This is a genomic window from Pseudomonas sp. BP8 (assembly GCF_017875955.1).
GTDB lineage: Bacteria > Pseudomonadota > Gammaproteobacteria > Pseudomonadales > Pseudomonadaceae > Aquipseudomonas.
This window is the reverse complement of the sequence record NZ_JAGINK010000001.1, coordinates 3,953,262-3,975,976: the sequence shown is the minus strand read 5'-3', so window position 1 is coordinate 3,975,976 and position 22,715 is coordinate 3,953,262. Positions and strand designations below refer to the sequence as shown.

The 22,715-nt window shown below is 63.9% G+C and carries 22 protein-coding genes; 15 read left to right on the top strand and 7 right to left on the bottom strand.

Features of this window, described 5'->3' with window-relative positions; all coding sequences use genetic code 11:
* Positions 1 to 64 precede the first annotated feature (64 nt).
* From J3B00_RS17315 to J3B00_RS17295, 5 genes are all read right to left on the bottom strand, one after another.
* The gene (locus tag J3B00_RS17315; protein WP_209869186.1) at positions 65 to 1,447 is read right to left on the bottom strand and encodes a HAMP domain-containing sensor histidine kinase; all 1,383 of its coding nucleotides are present in this window, start codon (positions 1,445 to 1,447) and stop codon (positions 65 to 67) included.
* The gene (locus tag J3B00_RS17310) at positions 1,425 to 2,105 is read right to left on the bottom strand and encodes a response regulator transcription factor (RefSeq protein ID WP_119138746.1); all 681 of its coding nucleotides are present in this window, start codon (positions 2,103 to 2,105) and stop codon (positions 1,425 to 1,427) included. Before J3B00_RS17310 ends, J3B00_RS17315 begins: the two co-directional genes overlap by 23 nt.
* 172 nt (positions 2,106 to 2,277) lie before the next feature.
* Positions 2,278 to 3,294, bottom strand: a complete 1,017-nt coding sequence (locus tag J3B00_RS17305; RefSeq protein WP_209869182.1) for a branched-chain amino acid aminotransferase — start codon at positions 3,292 to 3,294, stop codon at positions 2,278 to 2,280.
* A gap of 308 nt (positions 3,295 to 3,602) precedes the next feature.
* Entirely contained in the window at positions 3,603 to 5,183 is a 1,581-nt protein-coding gene (locus tag J3B00_RS17300) for an ABC-F family ATP-binding cassette domain-containing protein (protein ID WP_209869179.1), read from the bottom strand.
* A 160-nt stretch (positions 5,184 to 5,343) separates the two neighbouring features.
* Positions 5,344 to 5,715 (bottom strand): hypothetical protein, encoded by a 372-nt coding sequence (locus J3B00_RS17295; protein WP_209869176.1) that lies wholly within the window; start codon positions 5,713 to 5,715, stop codon positions 5,344 to 5,346.
* 293 nt (positions 5,716 to 6,008) lie between these two features.
* Between J3B00_RS17295 and J3B00_RS17290 the strand changes: the two genes are divergently transcribed.
* The 12 genes from J3B00_RS17290 to sodC all read left to right on the top strand — a co-directional run bounded on the left by J3B00_RS17290 (position 6,009) and on the right by sodC (position 16,467).
* Positions 6,009 to 6,842, top strand: a complete 834-nt coding sequence (locus tag J3B00_RS17290) for an urease accessory protein UreD (RefSeq protein ID WP_209869171.1) — start codon at positions 6,009 to 6,011, stop codon at positions 6,840 to 6,842.
* A gap of 10 nt (positions 6,843 to 6,852) precedes the next feature.
* The gene (locus J3B00_RS17285; RefSeq protein WP_209869166.1) at positions 6,853 to 7,155 is read left to right on the top strand and encodes an urease subunit gamma; all 303 of its coding nucleotides are present in this window, start codon (positions 6,853 to 6,855) and stop codon (positions 7,153 to 7,155) included.
* Positions 7,156 to 7,165: 10 nt separating this feature from the next.
* Positions 7,166 to 7,483 (top strand): urease subunit beta, encoded by a 318-nt coding sequence (locus tag J3B00_RS17280; protein ID WP_209869162.1) that lies wholly within the window; start codon positions 7,166 to 7,168, stop codon positions 7,481 to 7,483.
* Positions 7,480 to 9,183, top strand: coding sequence for an urease subunit alpha (ureC, locus tag J3B00_RS17275; protein WP_209869150.1), 1,704 nt, complete (start codon positions 7,480 to 7,482; stop codon positions 9,181 to 9,183). Before J3B00_RS17280 ends, ureC begins: the two co-directional genes overlap by 4 nt.
* 10 nt (positions 9,184 to 9,193) lie before the next feature.
* Complete coding sequence (ureE, locus tag J3B00_RS17270; RefSeq protein WP_209869148.1) at positions 9,194 to 9,697, top strand: urease accessory protein UreE; 504 nt, start codon at positions 9,194 to 9,196, stop codon at positions 9,695 to 9,697.
* Between the two features lie 10 nt (positions 9,698 to 9,707).
* Positions 9,708 to 10,253, top strand: coding sequence for a HupE/UreJ family protein (locus J3B00_RS17265; RefSeq protein WP_209869145.1), 546 nt, complete (start codon positions 9,708 to 9,710; stop codon positions 10,251 to 10,253).
* Positions 10,253 to 10,927, top strand: coding sequence for an urease accessory UreF family protein (locus J3B00_RS17260; RefSeq protein ID WP_209869141.1), 675 nt, complete (start codon positions 10,253 to 10,255; stop codon positions 10,925 to 10,927). The genes J3B00_RS17265 and J3B00_RS17260 overlap by 1 nt, the downstream gene beginning before the upstream one ends.
* Positions 10,928 to 10,938: 11 nt before the next feature.
* Entirely contained in the window at positions 10,939 to 11,562 is a 624-nt protein-coding gene (ureG, locus tag J3B00_RS17255) for an urease accessory protein UreG (protein ID WP_209869138.1), read from the top strand.
* Positions 11,563 to 11,877: 315 nt separating this feature from the next.
* Positions 11,878 to 12,393, top strand: coding sequence for a sigma-70 family RNA polymerase sigma factor (locus J3B00_RS17250; protein WP_209869135.1), 516 nt, complete (start codon positions 11,878 to 11,880; stop codon positions 12,391 to 12,393).
* Positions 12,390 to 13,337 (top strand): FecR family protein, encoded by a 948-nt coding sequence (locus J3B00_RS17245; RefSeq protein WP_209869131.1) that lies wholly within the window; start codon positions 12,390 to 12,392, stop codon positions 13,335 to 13,337. The genes J3B00_RS17250 and J3B00_RS17245 overlap by 4 nt, the downstream gene beginning before the upstream one ends.
* Before the next feature lie 67 nt (positions 13,338 to 13,404).
* The gene (locus J3B00_RS17240; RefSeq protein ID WP_209869127.1) at positions 13,405 to 15,801 is read left to right on the top strand and encodes a TonB-dependent receptor; all 2,397 of its coding nucleotides are present in this window, start codon (positions 13,405 to 13,407) and stop codon (positions 15,799 to 15,801) included.
* A gap of 150 nt (positions 15,802 to 15,951) precedes the next feature.
* The gene (gene sodC / locus J3B00_RS17235; RefSeq protein ID WP_209869124.1) at positions 15,952 to 16,467 is read left to right on the top strand and encodes a superoxide dismutase family protein; all 516 of its coding nucleotides are present in this window, start codon (positions 15,952 to 15,954) and stop codon (positions 16,465 to 16,467) included.
* A 311-nt stretch (positions 16,468 to 16,778) separates the two neighbouring features.
* On the opposite strand, the gene J3B00_RS17230 is transcribed toward sodC, so the two are convergent.
* Positions 16,779 to 18,368, bottom strand: coding sequence for a rhodanese-related sulfurtransferase (locus J3B00_RS17230; RefSeq protein WP_209869120.1), 1,590 nt, complete (start codon positions 18,366 to 18,368; stop codon positions 16,779 to 16,781).
* Positions 18,365 to 18,973, bottom strand: coding sequence for a cysteine dioxygenase (locus J3B00_RS17225; protein WP_209869117.1), 609 nt, complete (start codon positions 18,971 to 18,973; stop codon positions 18,365 to 18,367). The genes J3B00_RS17230 and J3B00_RS17225 overlap by 4 nt, the downstream gene beginning before the upstream one ends.
* Positions 18,974 to 19,288: 315 nt before the next feature.
* Here J3B00_RS17225 and J3B00_RS17220 point away from each other — a divergent pair, with 315 nt between their 5' ends.
* The 3 genes from J3B00_RS17220 to J3B00_RS17210 all read left to right on the top strand — a co-directional run bounded on the left by J3B00_RS17220 (position 19,289) and on the right by J3B00_RS17210 (position 22,615).
* Positions 19,289 to 20,281 carry an ABC transporter substrate-binding protein gene (locus J3B00_RS17220; RefSeq protein ID WP_209869114.1) on the top strand — a complete coding sequence of 331 codons (993 nt, stop codon included), beginning with the start codon at positions 19,289 to 19,291 and terminating at the stop codon, positions 20,279 to 20,281.
* A gap of 16 nt (positions 20,282 to 20,297) precedes the next feature.
* The gene (locus tag J3B00_RS17215; protein WP_209869111.1) at positions 20,298 to 21,620 is read left to right on the top strand and encodes an LLM class flavin-dependent oxidoreductase; all 1,323 of its coding nucleotides are present in this window, start codon (positions 20,298 to 20,300) and stop codon (positions 21,618 to 21,620) included.
* A 107-nt stretch (positions 21,621 to 21,727) separates the two neighbouring features.
* Positions 21,728 to 22,615 (top strand): pirin family protein, encoded by an 888-nt coding sequence (locus tag J3B00_RS17210; RefSeq protein ID WP_209869108.1) that lies wholly within the window; start codon positions 21,728 to 21,730, stop codon positions 22,613 to 22,615.
* The last annotated feature ends 100 nt before the right edge of the window (positions 22,616 to 22,715 follow it).

Genomic DNA, 22,715 nt, shown 5'->3' with positions numbered 1-22,715 from the left:
CCTGCGCTACCCTCTGTGGGAGCGGCCTTGTGTCGCGAAAGGGCCGCAAAGCGGCCCCACTGTTTTACACGGCCAGCGGACAGTGCAGAACAAGCTTCGCCCCGCCTAACTCACTCTCGCCGATCTCCAGCCCAAACCCATGCAGGTCGACGATCGCCGCAACGATCGACAGCCCCAGCCCGAACCCGGGGTGGCGGTGGCCTTCGTCACTGCGGTAGAAGCGCTTCAACACTGCCGTACGCTCCTGTTCGGGAATCCCCGGCCCGCTGTCTTCTATGGCAATGTGCACGCCGCTGGCGTCCTGACTCGCCAGGATCCTCACTTGGCCATGCTCAGGCGTGAACTTGATCGCATTGCCCACCAGATTGGCCAGCGCTTCGAACAGCAGTTCTCGGTCACCGTGCAAGGCGGCCAGTTGTGCCGGCTGCTCCAGCACCAGGCGGATCGCCTCATCCTCTGCCAGCGGCAGATAGAAATCATGTAGCTCCACCAGCAGCGCATGCGGGTCTAGCTGGACAAACCCGGCGCGACGCTGGCGGTCTTCCAGCTCACTGATGCGCAGCAGGCCACGAAAGCGTGCCATCAGGGTGTCGGTCTCACCGATTGCCTGGTCGAGGGCCTCGGCCTGGGCAGAATCGTCACCGCTTTGCTGGCGGATCCGGTATAGCTGGGCGCGCAAGCGGGTCAGCGGCGTGCGCAGGTCATGGGCAATGTTGTCACAGACCCCCTTGACCTCATGCATCAGCCGCTCGATGCGGTCGAGCATGGCGTTGACGATGGCGGCGAGCATGTCCAGTTCATCGCGGCGGGCCGACAGCGGCAGGCGGTGGGTGAGGTCGCCAGCAACGATCAGCTCGGCGCTGGCCTGAACTGCACGGATACGCTTGAGCGGGCGGCGGCGCAGCAGGTACCAGCCGGCGAACCCCGGGATCAGGGTCAGGGAAATGCCCCACAGCAGCGCATCGAGAATGATCCGCGTGACCACGAACAGTGAGCCGTTGTCGCGCAACAGCACCAACCAGCGCCCGTCCTGGACCTTGATGGCGACAGCATCGCAGCTGTCGCTGATCATGCGCGGGTCTTCGCTGTCGAGGCAGTGCTTGAGTTCATGCACCTTGCCATCCAGACCCAGCTCTGGCGGGAGGCTGCGGATACGGCCGCCAATCGGCTTGAGCTCGGCGTCGAACAGGCCGTAGGCATCGAAGCTGCGCTCTTCAAAGGCCTGGCTGGCGATCAGTGCATCGTCCAGCTGCTTGCCGCTCATGTGGGCGAACAGATGCTGGCGTTGCAGCATGGAGTGACGGGTGAGCTTGTTCAGGTAGCTGGACACCTCGAAGTACAGCACGCCCATGAGGATGCTGCTCCAGGCTACGAAGAGAAAGCTGTACAGCGCCAGCAGGCGGCTGGTGGACGAGCTCCAGCCCTTAGACGGGTTCAGCAATGGCATAGCCCGAGCCCCGTACGGTACGGATCAGCGGCGACTGGCCGGGGGAGTCGATCTTCTTGCGCAGGCGGCCGATGTGCACATCGATCAGGTTGGTGCCAGGGTCGAAGTGGTAACCCCAGACTTCCTCGAAAATCATCATCCGGGTGATCACCTGGCCGGCATGGCGCATCAGGTATTCGAGCAGTTTGTATTCAGTGGGCAGCAGGTTCAGGGTCTGCTCGCCGCGCCGGGCCTCATGGCTGATCAGATCCAGTTCGAGGTCGGCGACCTGCAGGCGGGTCTGGGTCATCGGCACGCTGTTGCGCCGCAGCAATACCTCGACCCGCGCGGCCATCTCGTCGGAGGCAAATGGCTTGGTCAGGTAATCGTCTCCGCCAGCGCGCAGGCCGCGGACCCGTTCATCGACATCGGACAGGGCGCTGATCATCAGGATCGGCGTGGCGATCTTGAGATTGCGCAGGGTGGTGACGATGGTCAGGCCATCGACCTCGGGCAGCATGCGGTCCAGGGTGATCAGGTCATAACCACCGGCGATGGCCTTGGACAGGCCCTCACGGCCGTTGTCGGCCCACTCCACTTCAAGACCGTGGCTGGACAGTTCGGCGACGATTTCCTGGGCGGTGACGGCGTCGTCTTCGATGGTCAGTACGCGGGTCATGCTGGTTCCTGGGCGGCGAAGGGAGATTGGATTGTGCCAAAGAATAGACAACCGGCGATTTAAGAAAAATTCATCTGCGCGCAAACGCAGCGCGGGGCAAGCCCGATCTCCGCACAACCTGCTGTGGCAGGGGAGAGAACCGGCTTGCCCCGCGCTTTAAGCGCAAGCGCGATCAGGCGACTTTGACGATCCAGCCCGCTGGCGCTTCGACGTCACCGCTCTGGATGCCGGTCAGCTCGGCGTAGAGCTTCTGGGTCACCGGACCGACTTCGGTTTCGCTGTGGAATACATGCAGCTTGCCGTTGTACTGGATGCCGCCGATCGGGGTGATGACCGCCGCCGTACCGCACGCGCCCGCTTCAACGAAACGCGCGAGGTTGTCGATCTCGACGTCGCCTTCGATAACCTTCAGGCCCAGGCGTGACTCGGCCAGTTCCATCAGCGACAGGCGGGTGATACCCGGCAGCACCGAGGCCGATTTCGGCGTGACGAACTCGTTGTTGGCGGTGATACCGAAGAAGTTGGCCGAACCGACTTCCTCGATTTTCTTGTGGGTCAGCGGATCGAGGTAGATACAGTCGGCAAAGCCGGCTTTCTTGGCTTCGTAACCCGGTTGCAGGCTGGCCGCGTAGTTACCACCGACCTTGGCTGCGCCAGTGCCCTGCGGGGCGGCGCGGTCGTAGTCGGAGATGAGGAACTTGTGCGGGGTCATGCCGCCTTTGAAGTAGGAGCCGACCGGGATGGCGAAGACCGAGAAGATAAATTCTGGTGCGGTGCGCACGCCGATGTTGTCACCGACGCCAATCACGAACGGGCGCAGGTACAGCGCACCCTTGCCGTGCGGCGGGACAAAGCGCTCGTTGGCCTTGACCACCTGCTTGCAGGCTTCGATGAACTGTTCGGTTGGTACGCGCGGCATCAGCAGGCGGTCGCAGCTGCGCTGCATGCGCAGGGCATTCTGGTCTGGACGGAACAGATTGATGGTGCCGTCCTTGCAGCGGTAGGCCTTCATGCCTTCGAAGCATTGCTGACCATAGTGCAGGGCAGTCGAGCCCTCGCTGATGTGCAATACGTTGTCTTCGGTCAGGGTGCCGTTGTCCCACGCGCCATCGCGAAACACGGACAGATAGCGCTTGTCAGTCTTGATGTAGTCGAAGCCAAGCTTGTCCCAGTTAATCTCGTTACTCATGACACCCTCTTTGTCTTGCAGATGCCTGATCGCTCAGGCTGCTGTTATTTGCGCACCTCGCCACGATAATACATCCGTGGCGGATCGGAAACGCCCAGTCATAGATTCCGCCTCTTGGTCTAGCGCGAAGCAGGCGCCGCGGTGTATGGCACCGGCTGCGCCGGTGTTCGCGGGGCAAGCCCGCTCCTACAGGGTAAGCGCCATATTTACGGGCATTTACCGCGCCGCGCTGTCAGCCCCGCAGAAATCCTGTAGGAGCGGGCTTGACCCGCGAAGGGGCCCGCACAGACATGACAAAGGCCGACGCTCTAACCCAGCTGCAGATAACCGTTGAGCTGCAACCGATGAAGAAACACCAGATCATGGGAAACCACCACCAGCCCCCCGCGAAACGCCCCCAGCATGAACTCCAAAGCCTCGAGGGACGGTAAGTCCAGATGATTGCTGGGCTCATCCAGCAACAGCAGGTCCACTGCCCGCTCGCCATACAGCACGGCTGCCAGCGCCGCCTTGAGCCGTTCTCCACCGCTGAGCAGGGCGCTGGGCAAATCAATGCGGCTGGCGTCCAGGCCTAGCTGGGCAAGGCGGGTACGCAGCTCAGCCTGATCGAGCCCCGGGTTGGCCCGGCGCAGATGATCAAGCGTGCTGTGGTCGGCGGCGAGCACACTGCAATGCTGGTCGAGCAACACGCTTTCGCCGGTCAGGCGCACGCTGCCTGACGCCGGCTGCAGCGTGCCGTGCAGGACCTGCAGCAGGGTGGACTTGCCTGAACCATTGGCGCCGGTCACGGCCACCCTCTCGCCGCTGCACAGGCGCAGGTTGAGTGGGCCTGACTGGCCTCTGGGTAACTGCAGGTCGTGCACCGCCAATACTTCCCGGCCCGGATGCCGGTGTGCCGTGGGCACCTGCAGAATGATCGGCTGGTCGCGCCCGACTTGCCTGGCAGCCAGGCGCAGTTGCTCGCTCAAGTGTGCTTGAGCTACCCGCTGATCATGGCGCTGTTTGCCTGCGGTCGCCTCGCTGCGTTGCTGCTGGCGGTCAAGCAGGACCTTTGCCTGGTTAGCCTGCTTGGCATGGCGCCCGGCCCGGGCTTGATGGCGCTCCAGGCTTTCGCGCTGGCGTTGCAGGTCTCGGGCTTGCAGCTGACGCTGGTGCTTCAAGCGAGCTACTTCCTGTTGCGCACAGCGCTGTTGCTCAGCCTTGTGCGCTGCATAAAAAGCATGGTTGCCGCCATAGCTGCGCAAACCTTGCGGGCTCAACTCGACAATCCGCTGCATTTGTTCGAGTAGCGCGCGATCATGGCTGATCACCAGCAGGCCTTTGTGCCACCCCTCGAGCATCGCCAGCAGTTGCCGCCTGGCCTGGTGGTCGAGATGGTTGCTGGGCTCGTCGAGAACCAGGTAGTCGGCTTGGCTGATCAGTGCCCCGGCCAGCGCCACGCGCATCGCCTGGCCACCGCTGAGGCAGGCGGCCTCGCGTTGCAGGTCGATTGCTGCCAGGCCGCAGCGGGCAAATTGTGCGTGTAGTTGCTCGCGGATATCCCACCGCTCGCCCACCGTTTCGAAGTCCGCGGGATCGACACTGCCCGCTTCGATGCGCTGCAGCGCTGCCAACACACCGCCCACCTGAGCCAGGTCGGCCACACGGATGCCGGGCGTGATCAGTTGCTGCTGCAGGTGGTGCACCCGGCCATGGCGCAGGCAACGCCCGCTGCTCGGCTCGCGCATGCCGGCGAGGATCTGCCCGAGCAAGCTCTTGCCCACGCCATTGCGCCCGACCAGGCCGGTACGGCGCTGGTCGAAGGATTCATTGAGATCGGTAAACAGGGGGCGGCCATTGGGCAAGACCAGGGTGACGCTGTCCAGCGTCAGGATCGACGTATTCGTCATGCATAACTCCACTCATGCCGCGACATCCCCAGGCTGAAGCAGGGGGCTGAAGGCTGGCCGTCGAGGTGACGGCGGCATTAATGGCGCATTGGACGAATACCTCGTGAAGGGGAAGTGGCAGGGTAGTGGATGCCGGCGCGCGGGTAAAGCACCGCTCGGCTCAGCGCCGTAGCAGGCGTTTGCCCCAATCGCCAGCGTGGCTGCGGTTGCAGGCCTCTTCACTGTCGAAGCGCACATGCCAAGCGACATGGTCCAGGCGTATGCCGGCCTGATCGAGCGCCTGTGCCGTGAGGTCGAGCATGCGTGCCTTGGCGCTGGCGGCCAGTGCAGCGTTCTTGTCCGCCTCGCCTTGAAACACCCAGGTGATCCTCAGGCTGGCGGGGAAGTCGTCAGGCTCAAGCCGGTGGGTCAACCAGACGAAACCGCTGATTTCGCCCTTGGCGGTTTCGCAGGCGTCGGTCAGGCACACCACCAATTCACGCTCCAGGCGGGCGATGTCGCGCTTGCTCAAGGTGGCGGGGGCGAGTGGCATGAGGCTTCCTTACACAGATAAATGAACGTAGCCGCACTTTAACGCATTTGTCCTCAGCGTTCTGGATTGCCCAACAAGCACTGAAACGGGGCCGATAGCCGCCCCTCGATTGTGCGTCGCGCACGCCTGTGCCCCTTGCCAGAGCGGTTTCATCTTCATTCACCTGTCCAGTTGGCCCGCAACCTGCAATATCCAATCAGCAAATATTGATCAAGTGGTCAGGCCTCCCGCACGCACTGCCGGCGGCCGCTCCACCAGGCGGCCGTAAGGCCACGGATTTCAGGGGCTTCAGGATGTCTTTGGCGCAACAGCTGCACTATCAGGACGACGACGCGGGGTGGAGCGCTCACCTGCAACTGCGCTTCGTCCAGCGTGATGGCGTGACCCGCCTTGGTGCGCGCCGGCATTTTGGACCTCTTTTGGTGCAGCGACCGTTTTATCCGGAAGGAGCGCCATGCCATGTCTACGTCCTGCATCCTCCCGGTGGCATCGTCGCGGGCGACCGACTGGAACTGGACATTCATCTGGAGCCGGGCAGTCACGCCTTGCTGACCATGCCGGGCGCCAGCAAGTTCTACCGCAGCATCGGCCCGACTGCGCGCCTGCAGCAACGTTTTCACCTCCAGGCCGGCAGCACGCTGGAATGGCTGCCGCAGGACAGCATCGTCTTCTCCGGCGCGCGGGCCAGCCTGGATAGCCGTTTCAGCCTTGAGCCAGGGGCGCGCCTGCTGGCCTGGGAGACGCTGTGCCTGGGCCGCCCGGTGATGAACGAGCGCTTCAGCCAAGGTGCCCTCGACAGCCGCCTGCGAATCGAGCTGCCAGGCGACCCCGGCCTGCACGAGCGCCTGCGTATCGAGGGCGGTCAGCTGGCGAAACTGGGCGGCCATCCCTTGGTGGCGACATTTTGCGCCGCGCCGGCCGACCAAGCCCTGCTCGAACAGGTGCGGGGCCTGCTGGACGAATTGGGCAACCCTGCTGGGGCCACTTTGCTAGGCCAACTGCTGGTGATCCGCCTGCTCGATCATGACAACCAACATCTGCAACATACCCTGCAGCGCCTCTGGCATGTGCTGCGTCCGGCCGTTCTCGGCCTGACGCCATGCCCGCCGCGCATCTGGGCCACCTGAGAGAGACGCCGTGGAGCTGACCCCGAGAGAGAAAGACAAACTGCTGCTGTTCACTGCCGCGCTGCTGGCCGAGCGCCGCCTGGGCCGTGGCCTCAAGCTCAATTACCCGGAAGCGGTGGCGTTGATCAGCGCTGCAGTGATGGAGGGCGCCCGCGACGGTCGCAGCGTGGCCGAGCTGATGAGCCTGGGCCGCGAAATGCTCAGCCGCGAGCAGGTGATGGCGGGCGTCCCCGAGATGATTCATGACATCCAGGTCGAAGCGACCTTTCCCGATGGCACCAAGTTGGTGACCGTCCATGACCCTATCGTCTGAGGAGATGCGCATGATTCCCGGAGAAATCCAGGTCGCCGCCGGCGATATCGAGCTCAATGTGGGCCGCGCCACCGTCAGCGTCAGCGTGGCTAATCATGGCGACCGGCCGGTGCAGGTCGGGTCGCACTATCACTTCTACGAAGTCAATGACGCCTTGGTGTTCGACCGCCAGCCGACCCTCGGCTTTCGCCTGGACATCCCCGCCGGCACCGCCGTGCGTTTCGAGCCGGGCCAGGCGCGCACCGTGCACTTGGTGGCGTATGCCGGCAAACGCGAGGTCTATGGCTTCCAGGGCAAGGTGATGGGACCGCTGGAGGCGATGCTATGAGCCGTATTTCCCGCCGGGCCTACGCCGACATGTTTGGCCCGACCGTTGGCGACCGTGTCCGACTGGCCGACACCGCGCTGTGGGTAGAGGTGGAAAAGGACTTCACCATTTACGGTGAAGAGGTCAAGTTTGGCGGCGGCAAGGTGATCCGCGATGGCATGGGCCAAGGCCAGATGCTCTCGGCCGAGGCCATGGACCTGGTCCTGACCAACGCCTTGATCATTGACCACTGGGGTATCGTCAAGGCCGACATCGGCGTCAAGCATGGTCGTATTGCCGCGATTGGCAAGGCCGGCAACCCCGATGTCCAGCCAGGCGTGACCGTGCCGGTCGGGCCGGGCACTGAGGTGATCGCCGCCGAAGGCAAGATCGTCACCGCCGGTGGCATCGACTCGCACATCCACTTCATCTGCCCGCAGCAGGTCGAAGAGGCCCTCACCAGCGGCGTCACTACCTTCATCGGTGGCGGCACCGGGCCGGCCACCGGCACCAATGCCACTACCTGCACACCAGGCCCGTGGTACCTGGCGCGAATGCTCCAGGCCGCCGACAGCCTGCCGATCAACATCGGCCTGCTGGGCAAGGGCAATGCCTCACGCCCTGAAGCGCTGCGCGAGCAGATCGCTGCGGGCGCCGTCGGCCTCAAGCTGCACGAGGATTGGGGCTCGACCCCGGCGGCGATCGACTGCTGCCTGGGGGTGGCCGAAGAAATGGACATCCAGGTGGCCATCCATACCGACACCCTCAACGAGTCGGGCTGCATCGAGGACACCCTGGCGGCGATTGGTGATCGCACCATCCATACCTTCCACACCGAAGGTGCCGGTGGCGGCCATGCGCCGGACATCATTCGCGCGGCGGGACAGGCCAACGTGTTGCCGTCTTCGACCAACCCGACCCTGCCGTACACCATCAACACCGTCGACGAGCACCTCGACATGCTGATGGTCTGCCACCACCTCGACCCGAGCATTGCCGAGGACGTCGCCTTTGCCGAATCGCGCATTCGCCGCGAGACGATTGCCGCCGAGGACATTCTTCACGACATGGGCGCGTTCGCCATGACCTCTTCCGACTCGCAAGCCATGGGCCGGGTCGGTGAAGTGGTGCTGCGCACCTGGCAGGTGGCGCATCAGATGAAGCTGCGCCGCGGCCCGCTGTCGCCCGACAGCGATTACAGCGACAACTTCCGGGTCAAGCGCTACATCGCCAAGTACACCCTCAACCCGGCGCTGACCCACGGCATCGCCCACGAAGTGGGGTCGATCGAAGTCGGCAAACTGGCTGACCTGGTGCTCTGGGCGCCGGCGTTCTTTGCCGTCAAGCCGGCACTGGTGATCAAGGGCGGGATGATCGTCACCGCACCCATGGGCGATATCAATGGTTCGATCCCAACGCCCCAGCCTGTGCACTACCGGCCAATGTTCGGCGCGCTCGGTGCAGCCCGGCATGCCACGCGCATGACCTTCCTCTCACAGGCCGCAATGGACCGTGGCCTGGCCGAGGAGCTCAACCTGCGCAGCCTGATCGGCGTCGCTCATGGCTGTCGTCGGGTACGCAAGGCCGACATGGTCCACAACTCCCTGCAGCCGCAGATCGAAGTCGACGCGCAAACCTATCAGGTGCGCGCCGACGGCGAGTTGCTGGTGTGCGAACCGGCCAGCGAACTGCCATTGGCCCAGCGTTATTTCCTGTTCTGAAGGAGCAAGCATGATTGTCCTGACCCGCCGCATCAGCGAAGCCGACAGCGTCAATGGCGCTGTTACCGGTACTGTCACCCTGAATGTCGACAGCCGCATCAAGAGCCGCCTGCGGGTGACCCTCGACGATGGCCGCGATGCCGGCTTGATGCTCGAACGTGGTCACCTGTTGCGTGGCGGCGAACTGCTCGCGGACGCCCAGGGCACGCAGTTGATACGCGTGCTGGCCGCGCCTGAGGCAGTGTCCACCGTGCGTTGCGCCGACCCGTTACTGCTGGCCCGGGCGGCCTACCACCTGGGCAACCGCCATGTGCCGCTGCAAATCGAGACGGGCCTGCTGCGCTACCAGCACGACTACGTGCTGGACGACATGCTACGCGGCCTTGGCCTGAGTGTGGACGCCGAGCAGGCGCCGTTCGAACCGGAGGCGGGCGCCTACCAGAGCGCGCCGCATAGCCACAGCCATAGCCATGGCAACGATCATCCGTTCGTACGTTTGCCCGCCCATTCCTGAGGAAGCATTGATGAAAAAGACCCTTGCCCTGGCGCTGTTGCTGGTCGCGCTGCCGGCCTTCGCTCACCCCGGCCACGATGCCAACCCGCTGCACGACGGCCTCCTGCACCCACTGACCGGCCTCGATCACCTGCTGATGCTGCTCGGTACCGGCGTGCTGGCAGCCCTGACCGGACGCAGCCTGGCCTTGCCGTTGGCAACCTTGGCGGCGATGTTCGGCGGCGCTGTGCTTGGCCATCTGCTGGGGGGAGTAATCGGCATGGAGACAATGATCATCGCCTCTCTGCTGGTGGCCGCAGGCGCGTTGCTGGTGCCTGGCCGTCAGGCACTGCTGGCGCTGGCCATGCCGCTGTTTGCCCTGTTCCATGGTTGGGCCCACGGCGTAGAAGCCACGCCGAGTGCGTTCTGGCTGTTCAGCGCCGGCTTTGTCACCGTCAGCGCTGTGCTGCTGGCGGCCGGCTTTGCCATGGGCTGCCTGCTGCGTCGCCACAGTGGCCTGCAAAAAGCCTTCGGTGGCGGCCTGCTGGCCGGCGCTGCTGTCGTGCTGGCCGGTTGATGAACAGCGACCTGGCGCTGCTGCGCCTGCTGCAACTGGCAAGCCCGGGCTTGCCGGTCGGTGGCTTTACCTATTCGCAAGGCCTGGAGTGGGCGGTCGAAGCGGGCTGGGTGACCACCACCGCGAGCTTCTGTGACTGGCAGCGCGAACAACTGCACGACACCCTTGGTTATCTCGACTGGCCGGTACTGGCGCGCTTGTACCGCGCCTGCCAGGCCAACGACGCCGAGGCATTCAAGCACTGGAGCGAGTTTCTCCTGGCCAACCGTGAAACCGCCGAGTTGCGCCTTGAAGAGCGCCAGCGCGGATATGCCCTGGCGCGCCTGCTCGACGGCTGGCAACTGGGGCAGGACCCAGCCTGGCGGCCAACGCTTGAACTCAGCCAACTGGGCGGCATGGCCTGGCTTGGCGCGCACTGGTCGATCCCGTTGCGCCAGCTTGCCCTGGGCCTTGGCTTTGCCTGGCTGGAGGGCGCGGTGATGGCTGGGGTCAAGCTGGTGCCGTTCGGCCAGCAGGCGGCGCAGACAGTGCTGCGCGACCTCGGCGAGGCGCTGCCAGCGGTACTTGATCACGCCTTGAATCTGCACGACGAGCAACTGGGTGGCGGCCTGCCGCTGCTGGCGATTGCCTCGTCGCGTCACGAAACCCAATACACCCGATTGTTCCGTTCTTGAGGACTGCCAACATGCAAAGTTATCAGCAACCCCTGCGCGTCGGTGTCGGCGGCCCGGTCGGCTCCGGCAAGACCGCGCTGCTCGAAGCGCTGTGCAAGGCCATGCGTGATCACTACCAGATCGCCGTGGTCACCAACGACATCTATACCAAGGAAGACCAGCGCATCCTGACCGAGGCGGGCGCCCTAGAGCCGGATCGTATCGTCGGCGTCGAAACCGGCGGTTGCCCGCACACGGCGATCCGCGAGGACGCCTCGATGAACCTGGCGGCGGTCGAAGGCCTGGCGCGCAAGTTTGGCAACCTCGAAGTGATTTTCGTCGAGAGCGGCGGCGACAACCTCAGCGCAACGTTCAGCCCGGAACTGGCCGACTTGACCATCTACGTGATCGACGTCGCCGAGGGCGAGAAGATCCCGCGCAAGGGTGGCCCGGGCATTACCAAGTCGGACTTCCTGGTCATCAACAAGACCGACCTGGCGCCCTACGTTGGCGCGTCGCTGGAGGTGATGGAGCGTGATACCCAGCGTATGCGGCCGGAGCGGCCGTGGACCTTCAGCAACCTGAAGAAGGGCGATGGCCTGCAGGCGGTGATCGACTTTATTGTCGAGCGCGGAATGCTCGGGGTGCGTGGCTGAAATCTGATAGCCGGGCTGCTTTGCCGCCCATTCTAACCGGTGCGGTGATCCGACTTGCCCCGCGAAGAGTTCGGTCCAGCCACCGTGGTGTATGGCACCGGCTCTGCCGGTTTCGCGGGGCAAGCCCGCTCCTACAGGGGCCCGCTAATCAATGAGTTAGCGTGCATTCTGTGAGAGCGGTCTTGTCGAGGCGAACCGGTCGGAGAAGCGCGCGCAGCATTCCCGGCATTCTGAAAATCGCCAGCTATTGGCGCTGGCGCAAGAAGCAATTAGAATCACTCGCATTCAAGTAGCCAAGCCCCAGCGTGCCCTCGAATGCCTGACTCCGCCGCGGCACCTCAAACCTCTATCAGTTCACTCTACCGTGACCATCGCAGCTGGCTGGAAAGCTGGCTGCAGCGGCGCCTGGGCGACCGCTGGGCGGCGGCCGACCTGGCCCAGGACACTTTCGTCCGGGTGCTCGCTGCGCAGCAGGCGCACGCCTTGCCGAGCCTGCGCGAACCGCGCGCTTACCTACTGACGGTAGGCAAACGCCTGCTGGTCAATCACTACAAGCGGCGCAGCCTCGAGCGCGCCTACCTGGAGGCCCTGGCCAACCTGCCAGAAACGGTGATGCCATCACCTGAGCAGCGCTGGTTGCTGCTGGAAACCCTGCATGCGTTGGATGAACTGCTCGACGGCCTGCCGCGGCCGGTGCGCCAGGCGTTTCTCTGGTCGCAGCTGGAGGGTATTGACTACGCCACCATCGGCACGCGCCTGGCCGTTTGCGAGCGCACGGTCAAACGCTACATGGCCAAGGCCTACGAACATTGCCTGCTGGTGGAACTGTGAGCGCCCAGATCGATGCCCAGGCGCGTCAGCTCGCGCGTGAGGCTGCACAGTGGCTGGCCTTGCAGGATGCTGGTGAGCTGGACGCCGAGCGCGCCGCGGGGCTAGCTAATTGGCGTGCTCGCAGCAGCGCGCACGAAGCACTCTGGCAGAAGGCCGAAGCACTGCGCCAGCGCTTCAGCGCCATCCCCGCGCCACTCGCCGTGGCCTGCCTGGACCGGCCTGATCCGCAGCGGCGCAAGCTGCTCGGGCAAGCCTTGGCGCTCGGCGCACTGGCACCGTTGGCCTGGGTTGGCTATCAGCAGTTGCCAATCCAGCGCTGGAGCGCCGACCTGGCTACCGCCACTGGCGAGCGCCGTACTGTGCAGTTGGCGGATGGCAGTCGGCTGCAGCTCAATACCGCCAGTGCGGTAGACCTCGCGGTAGCCGACGGTCGCCAGCAGGTCCAACTGCTGCGCGGGGAGATCGCAGTCGACAGCAGCGGCCCGCTGCTGGTGAATGTTCCCCAAGGCCGGGTGCTGGCGCTGGGGGCAAGTTTCTGTGTTCGCCTGCAAGCGCAGGGGTGTCTGGTCTCGGTAACGGCAGGTGAGGTCAGCCTGCAACCTGTGCGCGGTGCCCACCTGCGCCTGCAGGCAGGCCAGCAAGTGATGCTCTCGGGCACTGGCGCCGGTGCGCTGCACGCTTTCGACGCGCAGCAGCCGGGCTGGCGCCAAGGCCTGCTGATCGTCGACAACCAACCGCTCGGCGACTTCCTGCGCGAGCTTGACCGTTATCGGCCGGGTTTGCTGCGCTGGGACCCCATGCTGGAACGGCTGGCAGTGACCGGCACCTTCCAGCTTGACGACAGCGAGCGGATCCTCGCGTTGCTGGCCGCCAGCCTGCCCGTAGAGGTGCATTACCGGACACGCTACTGGGTCACGCTGGCGCCGCGAAAAAAACTTGCCTGAGGGCTGTCCCCTTTATCAGCCTCGCTTGTCATCAGATGCATTCCTACCCAAAACAAGAGTGCTTCGGATGTCGCCCAACCCCTTGCTTCGCCCCCTCACTGTGCAACTGCTGCGCGCGGGTCTCGTGCTGGCCTTGGGGCTGCCCGGCGCAGCCTGGGCTGAAGAGACGTCGCGGCGCAGTTATCAGGTCCCGGCTGGGAGCCTGAGCTCAGCCCTGACCCGTTTTGCCGGTGAGGCAGGCGTCAGCCTCTCGGTGGACCCGCAACTGGTGGCCGGGCGCAGCAGTGCCGGACTGAGCGGCGAGTTTGCCGTGGAGGAGGGTTTCAACACGCTGCTGCGAGGTTCTGGGCTGGTGCTGCTGCCTGCCGGCAACGCAAGCTATACCCTGGTGCGCCAGGCACCAGCGGATGACGCGGCGCAGCTGCTGCCGACTACCACCATCAATGGCCAAGGGGTGACCACGGGCACTGATGCGTATGCCGGCGGCCAGGTCTCGCGGCGGGGCAAGTTGGGCATGCTCGGCGAGCGCGACTACATGGAAACACCGTTCAACATGACCTCCTACACCAGCGAAGTGTTGCAGGAGCAGCAGGCCAGGACATTGGCCGATGCGGTCGCCAACGACCCCTCGGTGCGCAGCACCAACCCCGCTGGCGGGCGCTTCGAGCAGTTCTCGGTACGCGGCTTGAGCCTGTACAACAGCGATGTCGCCTACGGTGGTTTGTATGGCGTGCTGCCCACCTATTCGATTGATATGGAGATGGTCGAACGGGTGGACATTCTCAAGGGCCCCGGCGCCTTGCTGGGCGGCCTGGCACCCAACGGCAGCGTCGGCGGCGGGGTGAACATCGAGCCCAAGCGCGCTGGCGACACGCCGATCACCGAGTTCACCGCGCTGTATGCCTCGGCCGGGCAGGGCGGCGGCCATGTCGACATCGGCCGGCGGTTTGGGGCCGAGCAGCGCTTTGGCCTGCGCTTCAATGGCGTGCGCCAGTCCGGCGATACCGAGTGGGACCACCAGAGCGTCGAGCGCGAGGCCGCGGTGCTTGGCCTGGACCTGCGTGGCGAGCGCACGCGGCTGTCGCTGGACGTCGGCCATCAGACGCGGGATGTCGATGCGCCGATGGAGCGGGTCGGCCTGGCTGCCGGGGTAGAAGTGCCAAACGCCAAGGATGTGCATGAGAATTTCGCCCAGCCCTGGACCTACTCCCGGGCCAAGGACACCTTCGGCGCCCTGCGTGGCGAGTACGACCTGAGCGATAACTGGATGGTCTATGGCGCTGTCGGCGCGCGCAAGGGCGACTATGACTTCCTCCGGCATGCCGTGGTGGTGGCCAACGACAGCGGACGCTTCACTGTCAGCCCACGCGCGTTTCAGCGTGAAGAAGAGGTGCGGACCGCTACTGTCGGTGCGCGCAGTTGGTTCAACACCGGCGCCGTCGGGCATACCCTCAATGTCAGCCTCAACCGCTTCGACATGACCTTCGACAACAGTGGCGCCCGCTACGCCAGCGGCATCAGCAACCTCTACGACCCGGTTACCCTGGCGCAACCTGCCGCCGCTGGCCAACCCGACAACCCGACCCACACCGAGAGTGTGCTTTCCAGCCTGGCCGTGGCCGACACGTTGAGTTTTGCCGATGACAGCGTGTTGCTGACACTGGGCGCCCGTCTGCAGCGGGTCGAAGTCGACAGTTCGGCGCCGGGCGAAGCAGATCAGGTCTATGACGAGCGTGCCACTTCGCCGGCGCTGGGCCTGGTCTGGCGGACCAGCGAGCAGCTGTCGTTGTATCTCAATTACATGGAAGGCCTGACCCAGGGCCAGGTGGCGCCGGAAACCGCCGCCAACGCCAACAAGGTGTTCGCGCCGTATCGCAGCAAGCAGCTGGAGTTGGGTGCCAAATACGACCTGGGCACCTTCAGCGCAACGCTGAGCGTGTTCCGCATCAACAAGCCGTCGTACTACACCGACGCGCAGAACAACTTGCGCGCCGACGGCGAGCAGCGCAACCAGGGCGTGGAGCTGAACCTGTTTGGCGAGCCGCTCGAAGGGGTGCGGGTACTGGGTGGGGCGATGCTGCTCGACGCCGAGCAGACCCGGACCGCCGATGGTCGCTTTGACGGTAACCGGGCGATTGGCGCACCGATCGTCAATGCCAACCTTGGCATGGAGTGGGACCTGCCTGCGGTGGCCGGCCTTACCCTCAGTGCTCGGGTCATTCATACCGGTAGCCAGTACCTGGATGCAGCCAACCAGCAAAAAGCTGATGCCTGGCAGCGCTACGACCTGGGCGCGCGCTACGCGCTAAAGCTGGCCGGCAAGGACGTCACCTTGCGCGCCAGCGTCGAGAACGTGTTGGACAAGGCGTATTGGGCATCGGCGAATGTGCCTGAGGGCACAGCGACTGGCTTGACCCTGTCCACCCCTAGAACGTGGCTGGTGTCGGCGACCGTGGGCTTCTGAGGCAAATGTCCTACTTGTAACGCGAATGTTTCTGACTGTGGCTGGATGGAATCGCTGGCAACCTTGGCAGTCCTATCTGTAGTGCCAGTTGTTCCAGGCGAATGGCTGTGCAACGGCATGACACCAAACTTCCCCCGAAGGAGATGACACATGAAAGCACTGCTACTGACGGCCCTGATGGCCAGCGCTGGCCTTGCCCAGGCGGCCCAGACGGTGGAGTTGACCTTGGCGGGGCCGGATGGCCCAGGCAAGTCCATCGGCACGGTGAGCATCGAGCAGAACAAGTACGGCACGTTGCTGACGCCTGATCTCAAGGACTTGCCGGCAGGCGTGCATGGCTTCCACCTGCACCAGAACCCGTCTTGCGCTCCCGCAACGGAAAACGGCAAGGCGGTACCGGCAGGTGCTGCCGGCGGCCATTGGGACCCGGACAAGACCAATGCCCACAAGGGTCCGTATGACGACAGTGGGCACCGGGGCGACTTGCCGGCGCTGTACGTCGGTGCTGACGGCAAAGCGACCTACCCGGTGCTGGCCCCCCGGCTGAAGGCGTCTGATTTCAAGGGCCATGCGCTGATGGTGCATGCCGGTGGCGATAACCATAGCGACCACCCCGAGAAACTGGGCGGTGGTGGCGCGCGGGTAGCGTGTGGTGTCGTGCAGTGATTTAAATGATTACTTCCGGGGGCGCGTTGCGGCCCTTTTCGACCGGTCCGGCGCCCCGCAAGGCCGCTCCCACAGAACGAACGCTAACTGATTGATTTAGCAGAACCCTGTAGGAGCGGGCTTGTCCCGCGAAGAGGCCAGTCCAGCCACCATGGTGAATGGCACCGGCTTTGCCGGTTTCGCGGGACAAGCCCGCTCCTACAGGGGGCCAATAAATCAATCAATAGTGTTAGTTCCGTGAGAGCGGCCTTGCCGGGGCGCCGGACTGGTCGGAAAGGGCTGCAAAGCAGCTCCAGAAGCCATCAGTTGGTTTAGCCTTGCAGCACCCGGAATCCATGGGTGCCATCGCGCTCCAACTGGGCAACCAGGCCAAACTCCCAATCCAGATACCCCTGCATTGCCTCACGCGGATTGTCGGTACCCTCATAAGGCCGACGATAACGATCGCTGCGCGGCACGGCCAGATGGCTTTCGCCACTTCCCAGCGGCAGGTCGGCAGCAATCCAGCGCGCGGTACCGCCCTCGAGCAGATACACCGGCGTGTGCGTCAGCGCCTGCAGGTCGACCGCGGCAAAGCGCGCCAGCAGGCTGCTACCGCAGGTCAGCACATACCGCTCGGCCACCGGCAGATGCTCCAGCGCGGCCGGTAACTGGGCGCGAATAGCCCAATGCGCACCGGGGATGTGCCGCTTCACGTAGTTGGCACTGGCGGTGAAGTCCAGTACCACCGTGCCAGGCTCCTTGAGCCAGGTCTGCAGCTGCTGAACGCTGATCTCAGTGACTTGCGCCAGGGCGGGCAGCGGTGCCTGCCACTCGCCAGTCTCGCTGAAATCTGCCGCCGATACGCCCTCCAGCACCGCCACCTGCCAGCCCAGCTGAGCCAGCCAGGATGCGCTCATATTGGCGCGCACGCCGTCATCATCGACCAGCACGATCCGCGCACCGCGCACACTGGCAACGTGATCCGTCTCCTGTACCAGTTGCCCTCCGGGGACCGAACGGCTGCCCGGCAGATGCCCTTCGAGGTATTCCTCAGGGGTACGTACATCGAACAGGTAGGTGGTACGCGCGGTTTCTGCCTGCCAGGCACTCAGGCCCTGGCGATCAAGGCGCAGCACACCGGCCTGGTCAGCTACCTTGCGCGCCTGCTGTGCGGCATTGCTCCGGGTGCTCTCGGATACCTCGGCAAAGCGCTGTTGTTGACCGTGCGCCAGTTGCTGACCGGCCAGGGTCCAGCCGATGGTGCCGTTGCGCAGGGCGGCTACCGGGTTGGCGATGCCAGCGTTGAGCAGCGATTGAGTGCCGATGATGCTGCGCGTGCGGCCGGCGCAATTGACGATCACCTGAGTGCATGGGTTGGGCGCCAGTTCTGCCACGCGCAGCACCAGCTCTGCTCCCGGTACACTGATCCCGCCGGGAATGCTCATGGTCTGGTATTCATCGAAGCGCCGCGCATCGAGCACCACCACATCGGCCTTGGCTTCAAGCAATGCCTGGACCTCTTCGGCAGCCAGGGAGGGGGTATGGCGTACGCTTTCGACCAGCTCGCCGAACGCCTTGCTCGGCACATTGACGTCGCGGAACAGTTCACCGCCGGCCTCGCGCCACCCCGCCAGGCCACCTTCAAGCAGGGCCACATCGCTGTAGCCCAGCGCCAGCAAGCGCTCTGCGGCGACGCTGGCCAAGCCTTCGCCATCATCGTAGACAATGATGCGGGTGTCGCGCCGCGGTACCCGGGCAAAGATTTCCAGTTCGAGCTTCGACAACGGGATGTTCGCGGCAAACAGCGGATGCTCCTGGGCGAACGGGTCTTCCTCGCGCACATCGATCAGGGCCAGTTCTTCCTGGGCGAGCAGGGCACTGCGGATAGCGTGAAAACTGCGAAGGGTGGCTGTGCTCATTGGGCAGGGTTCTCTTTGGACAGGTCCCAGATATTGGGCAGAAGGGTATTGGAATAGCCGGAAATAAACGCCTTTTCGCTGCCGTCCACCGCATACACGGCGCGATGTACCGCACCGATATTGGCGCCATAGACGTGAATGCTGATCGACACTTGATCGTCGAAGGCGTTATGCACCTGATGAACATCGCCAATGCGTGGCGACACCGCTTCGACATGGCCAGGGTCAAGGCGCACCGGCGCCCCGGCAGGCAGCAGGCCGTCCTGTTCACTGCGGGCGAACCCCTGGGAGTATTCGGCGCCGCGCAACATGCCGATCAGGCCCCAGACCCGATGGTCGTGGATGGGCGTGCGCTGACCAGGGCCCCAGACAAAACTGACCACCGAAAAACGTTGCCGAGAATCGCAATGCAGCAGGTATTGCTGATAGCGATCCGGGCTTGGCTGGGCGAGCGCTTCGGGCAACCAGTCATCTACCGCGACCAGGCTGGCCAGCAGGCCTTGGCCGCGGTCGAGCAGGGTGGCCTCGTCGGGGTTCTGCTCGATCAGGTCGGAAAGGGCGCCGATGAAGTGGCGCAGGCGCTCCAGGCGTAAAGGTTGGCTCATGGTTCAGGCTCGGCTGACGGTTTGCGACCACCCTAACAACTGGCTGAATATTCTCAAAATGCAAAATATTCATAAGCTAATATGCAAACAAAGCATTTACAGGTACGTATTTTTGTTTTGAAATCTACGCATGTCAAAGGCATGAGGTTATGCCTAAAACGAATTTCACAGGGCATCATTAACCAAGTTAGATTATAAAAAGTCGATTATTTAGATTCAAAAGGCATAGCCAAGCTATCCGAATCAAGCCCCCAAGTGACGAGACCGCACGCGCGGATCGGCCTGATATGCCCCAAGTGGCATCTGGAGACGAACGTGCGTTATCTGAAAAAATTGGCCGCCGGCGTGTTGGCCAGCTCGCTGAGTTTTGCCGCCGCCGCGCAAACCCTGGTGGTCGGCGACCAGAGCTTCAACACCCGTGCCGTGATGGAAGCCGCCGGCGTGCTCGAAGGCCTGCCTTATACCCTCGAGTGGAAGCAGTTCACCGCAGGCTCCCCGGTTGCCGAAGCGCTCAATGTCGGCAGCCTCGACATCGGCCTGCTCGGCGATGCGCCGCCGTTGTTTCTCGGCGCCCTGGGGGCGCCGATCAAGGTGATTGCGGTGACACGGCAGAACCTCGGCGGCGTGGCCATCCTGGCGCGCAAGGATTCCGACATCCATAGCCTGCAAGACCTGCGCGGCAAGCGCGCGGCGATCTGGAAGGGCTCCTGGAGCCAGCAGCTGCTGTTCGCTGCCCTGGATAAAGCCGGCGTCCCGCGTGACTCCCTGGACCTGCGCTATCTCAGTGCGCTGGACGCCTCGCATGCGCTGGATGGCGGTTCGGTCGACGTGATCGCCACCTGGGAACCCTATGTCACCCAACAGGAGCGCCAGGGTGCGCGCGTGTTGGCCACGGCAGAGGGGCTGATCCCGGCACAGAGCTTCGTGGTCGCCAACGCCAAGTCGGTGGACGACAAGCGCGCGCAGATCAGCGACTTCCTCCAACGCTTGAAGAAAGCCCGGGACTGGACCTTGAGCGATCCGGCCAACACCCAGGCTTATGCTGACGCCTGGGCCAAGCGCACCCGCGCCGACAGCGAGATTGCCCGGGTCTGGTTTGCCCGGGCGCGCACCGACGTCGCCGCACTCGACCCGCAGGTGATCACCAATGCACAGAAGACCGTGGACTTTTTCGCGGGGCTCGGCTTGATCAAGTCATACCCAGCCGCCAGCCTGTTCGACACCTCGTTCGCGGCGGCCCTGCTGCCTGCTGCTGCCCAGGCGCAACAGGCTGAGGTGATTCGTACCGCCCAGGCCCATACCGAATAATCCGCAGGAGCCGCACATGAGCAAGAGACAGATCAAGCTGGGCGCGCTGACCATGGGCTGCGGTGGCCCGGGCCGGCACAACCTGTGGCTTGACCCGCAGTTACCCGCCGATGCCAGCGTCAATATCGACTGGTACATCGACATCGCCCGGCAGGCCGAGGCAGCGCTGTTCGACCTGATGTTCATTGTCGACAGCCAGTTCATTACCCCGGGTTCGCCGTCGCACTACCTCAACCGGCTGGAACCACTGACCCTGCTCTCGGCGCTGGCCGTGAGCACGCGACACATCGGCCTGGTCGGTACCCTGACCACCTCGTACAACGAGCCCTACAACGTAGCCCGCCGTCTGGCCTCGCTGGACCTGATCAGCAAAGGGCGCGCGGGCTGGAACGTAGTCACCAGTGGTGACGCCGGCACCGCCGGCAACTACGGGCGTGACGAACACTACGACTACGACACCCGCTACGCCCGCGCCCAGGAGCATGTGCAAGTAGTGCAGGGTTTGTGGCACTCCTATGAAACGGACGCGTTCCCCCGCGACCGTGCCAGCGGGCGCTTTCTCGATCCATCCAAGCTGCATGCACTGAAGCACAAGGGTGAGCACTTCTCGGTGGTGGGGCCGCTGAACATCCAGCGCTCGCCGCAGGGCCAGCCGGTGATATTCCAGGCGGGTGATTCCGAGCAGGGCCGCGCGTTGGGCGCAGCCACCGCCGACGTGATCTTTACCCACGCCGCGAGCATCGAGCAGGGGCAGGCGTTCTATCGCGACGTCAAAGCCCGCGCCGAGCGCCTTGGCCGTGACCCGGAGCAACTGCTGGTGCTGCCCGGTGCCGAGATCTACGTGGGTGACACCGATGAGCAGGCACGCGAGATCGAGCGCCACTATCATCAGCTCGATCACAGCTTCGAGCTGGCACTCAAGGAGTTCGGGCGCAACTTTGGCTGGCATGACTTCAGCCAGTACGAACTGGACGCGCCGTTCCCGCAGAAGAGTCTGGAGGCTGCGCGCAGCAGCTTCTTCACCAATGCCAAGCGGATTGCCGATCAGGCCCGAGAACAAGGCTTCAGCCTGCGCCAAGCTGTCGAGTTCGGCCGCCAACTGCGCCCAGGGGCATTTGTCGGCTCGGCCGAAACCGTCGCGGCGAAGATGACCGAGTGGTTCGAGGCGCGCGCGCTCGATGGGTTCAACATCTATCTTGGCCACCCCGAGCAGTTCAAGCGCTTCACCGCAGAGGTGGTGCCATTGCTGCAGGCGCGTGGGGTGTACCGGACTGCCTATGAAGGGACCACCTTGCGGGAAAGTCTTGGCCTTGAGATTGAGCAATTCGCTTCAGTTTGAGACGCTTTTGTCGTTCTATTGATGGGACGATCAATGCCATTTCCTCCATCTACCGCAGTATTGCATTCATAGGTAAGGTTATCCCCAGTCAAGAGAGGAGACTTCTCATGAAAAAAATCCTGGGTATTCAGCAGAACCCGAATGCTCACTGGGTAGGCGATGGCTTCCCGGTGCGCAGCCTGTTCACCTACGACGACCTGGCCAAGCACATCAGTCCATTTCTGCTGCTGGACTACGCCGGGCCTCATCAATTTACCCCGACCGACGCTCGCCGCGGCGTCGGCCAGCACCCGCACCGTGGCTTCGAAACCGTGACCATCGTCTATCAGGGTGAACTGGAGCACCGCGACTCGACCGGCGCCGGAGGCCTCATCGGCCCTGGTGACGTGCAGTGGATGACCGCTGCCAACGGCATCATCCATGAAGAGTTTCACTCGCCGGCCTTCGCCCGCAGCGGTGGCGCACTGGAGATGGTCCAGCTCTGGGTCAACCTGCCGGCCCGCGACAAGCGCGCCGCAGCGGGTTACCAGACCCTCCTCGCCAGCGACATCCCGCTGCTGGCACTGGCAAACGATGCCGGTAGCCTGCGGGTGATCGCCGGCAGCTACCTGGGCCACGCCGGCCCGGCGCGGACCTTCACCGCGATGGACGTCTGGGACCTGCAGCTCAAGGCAGGGGGGCAGTTGCAACTGCCGATCGCCGACGGTCGTAACGCCGCGCTGGTGGTATTGCGTGGCAATGTCCGGATCAACGCTGAACGGGATGCCGGGCCTGCCAGCCTGGTGCTGCTGGAGCGCGCGGGTGAGCATGTTCAGCTCGAGGCACTCGACGATGCCGTCGTGCTGTTGCTCAGCGGCGAGCCAATTGACGAGCCTATTGTCGGCTATGGTCCGTTCGTGATGAACAGCCAGGCAGAGATCGCTGAGTCGTTTGATGACTTCCATGCCGGCCGCTTTGGGCAGATGGCAGGTCACGAAGACGCCGCCCGGCATTGACCTTCGACCGCCCGTCGTTTGCTCCAGCCAGTCGAACGAACGGTCGCCGGCCATCGGACATCTTCCACTAAGGTGCTAGAGGATTGCTGGTGCACAGATT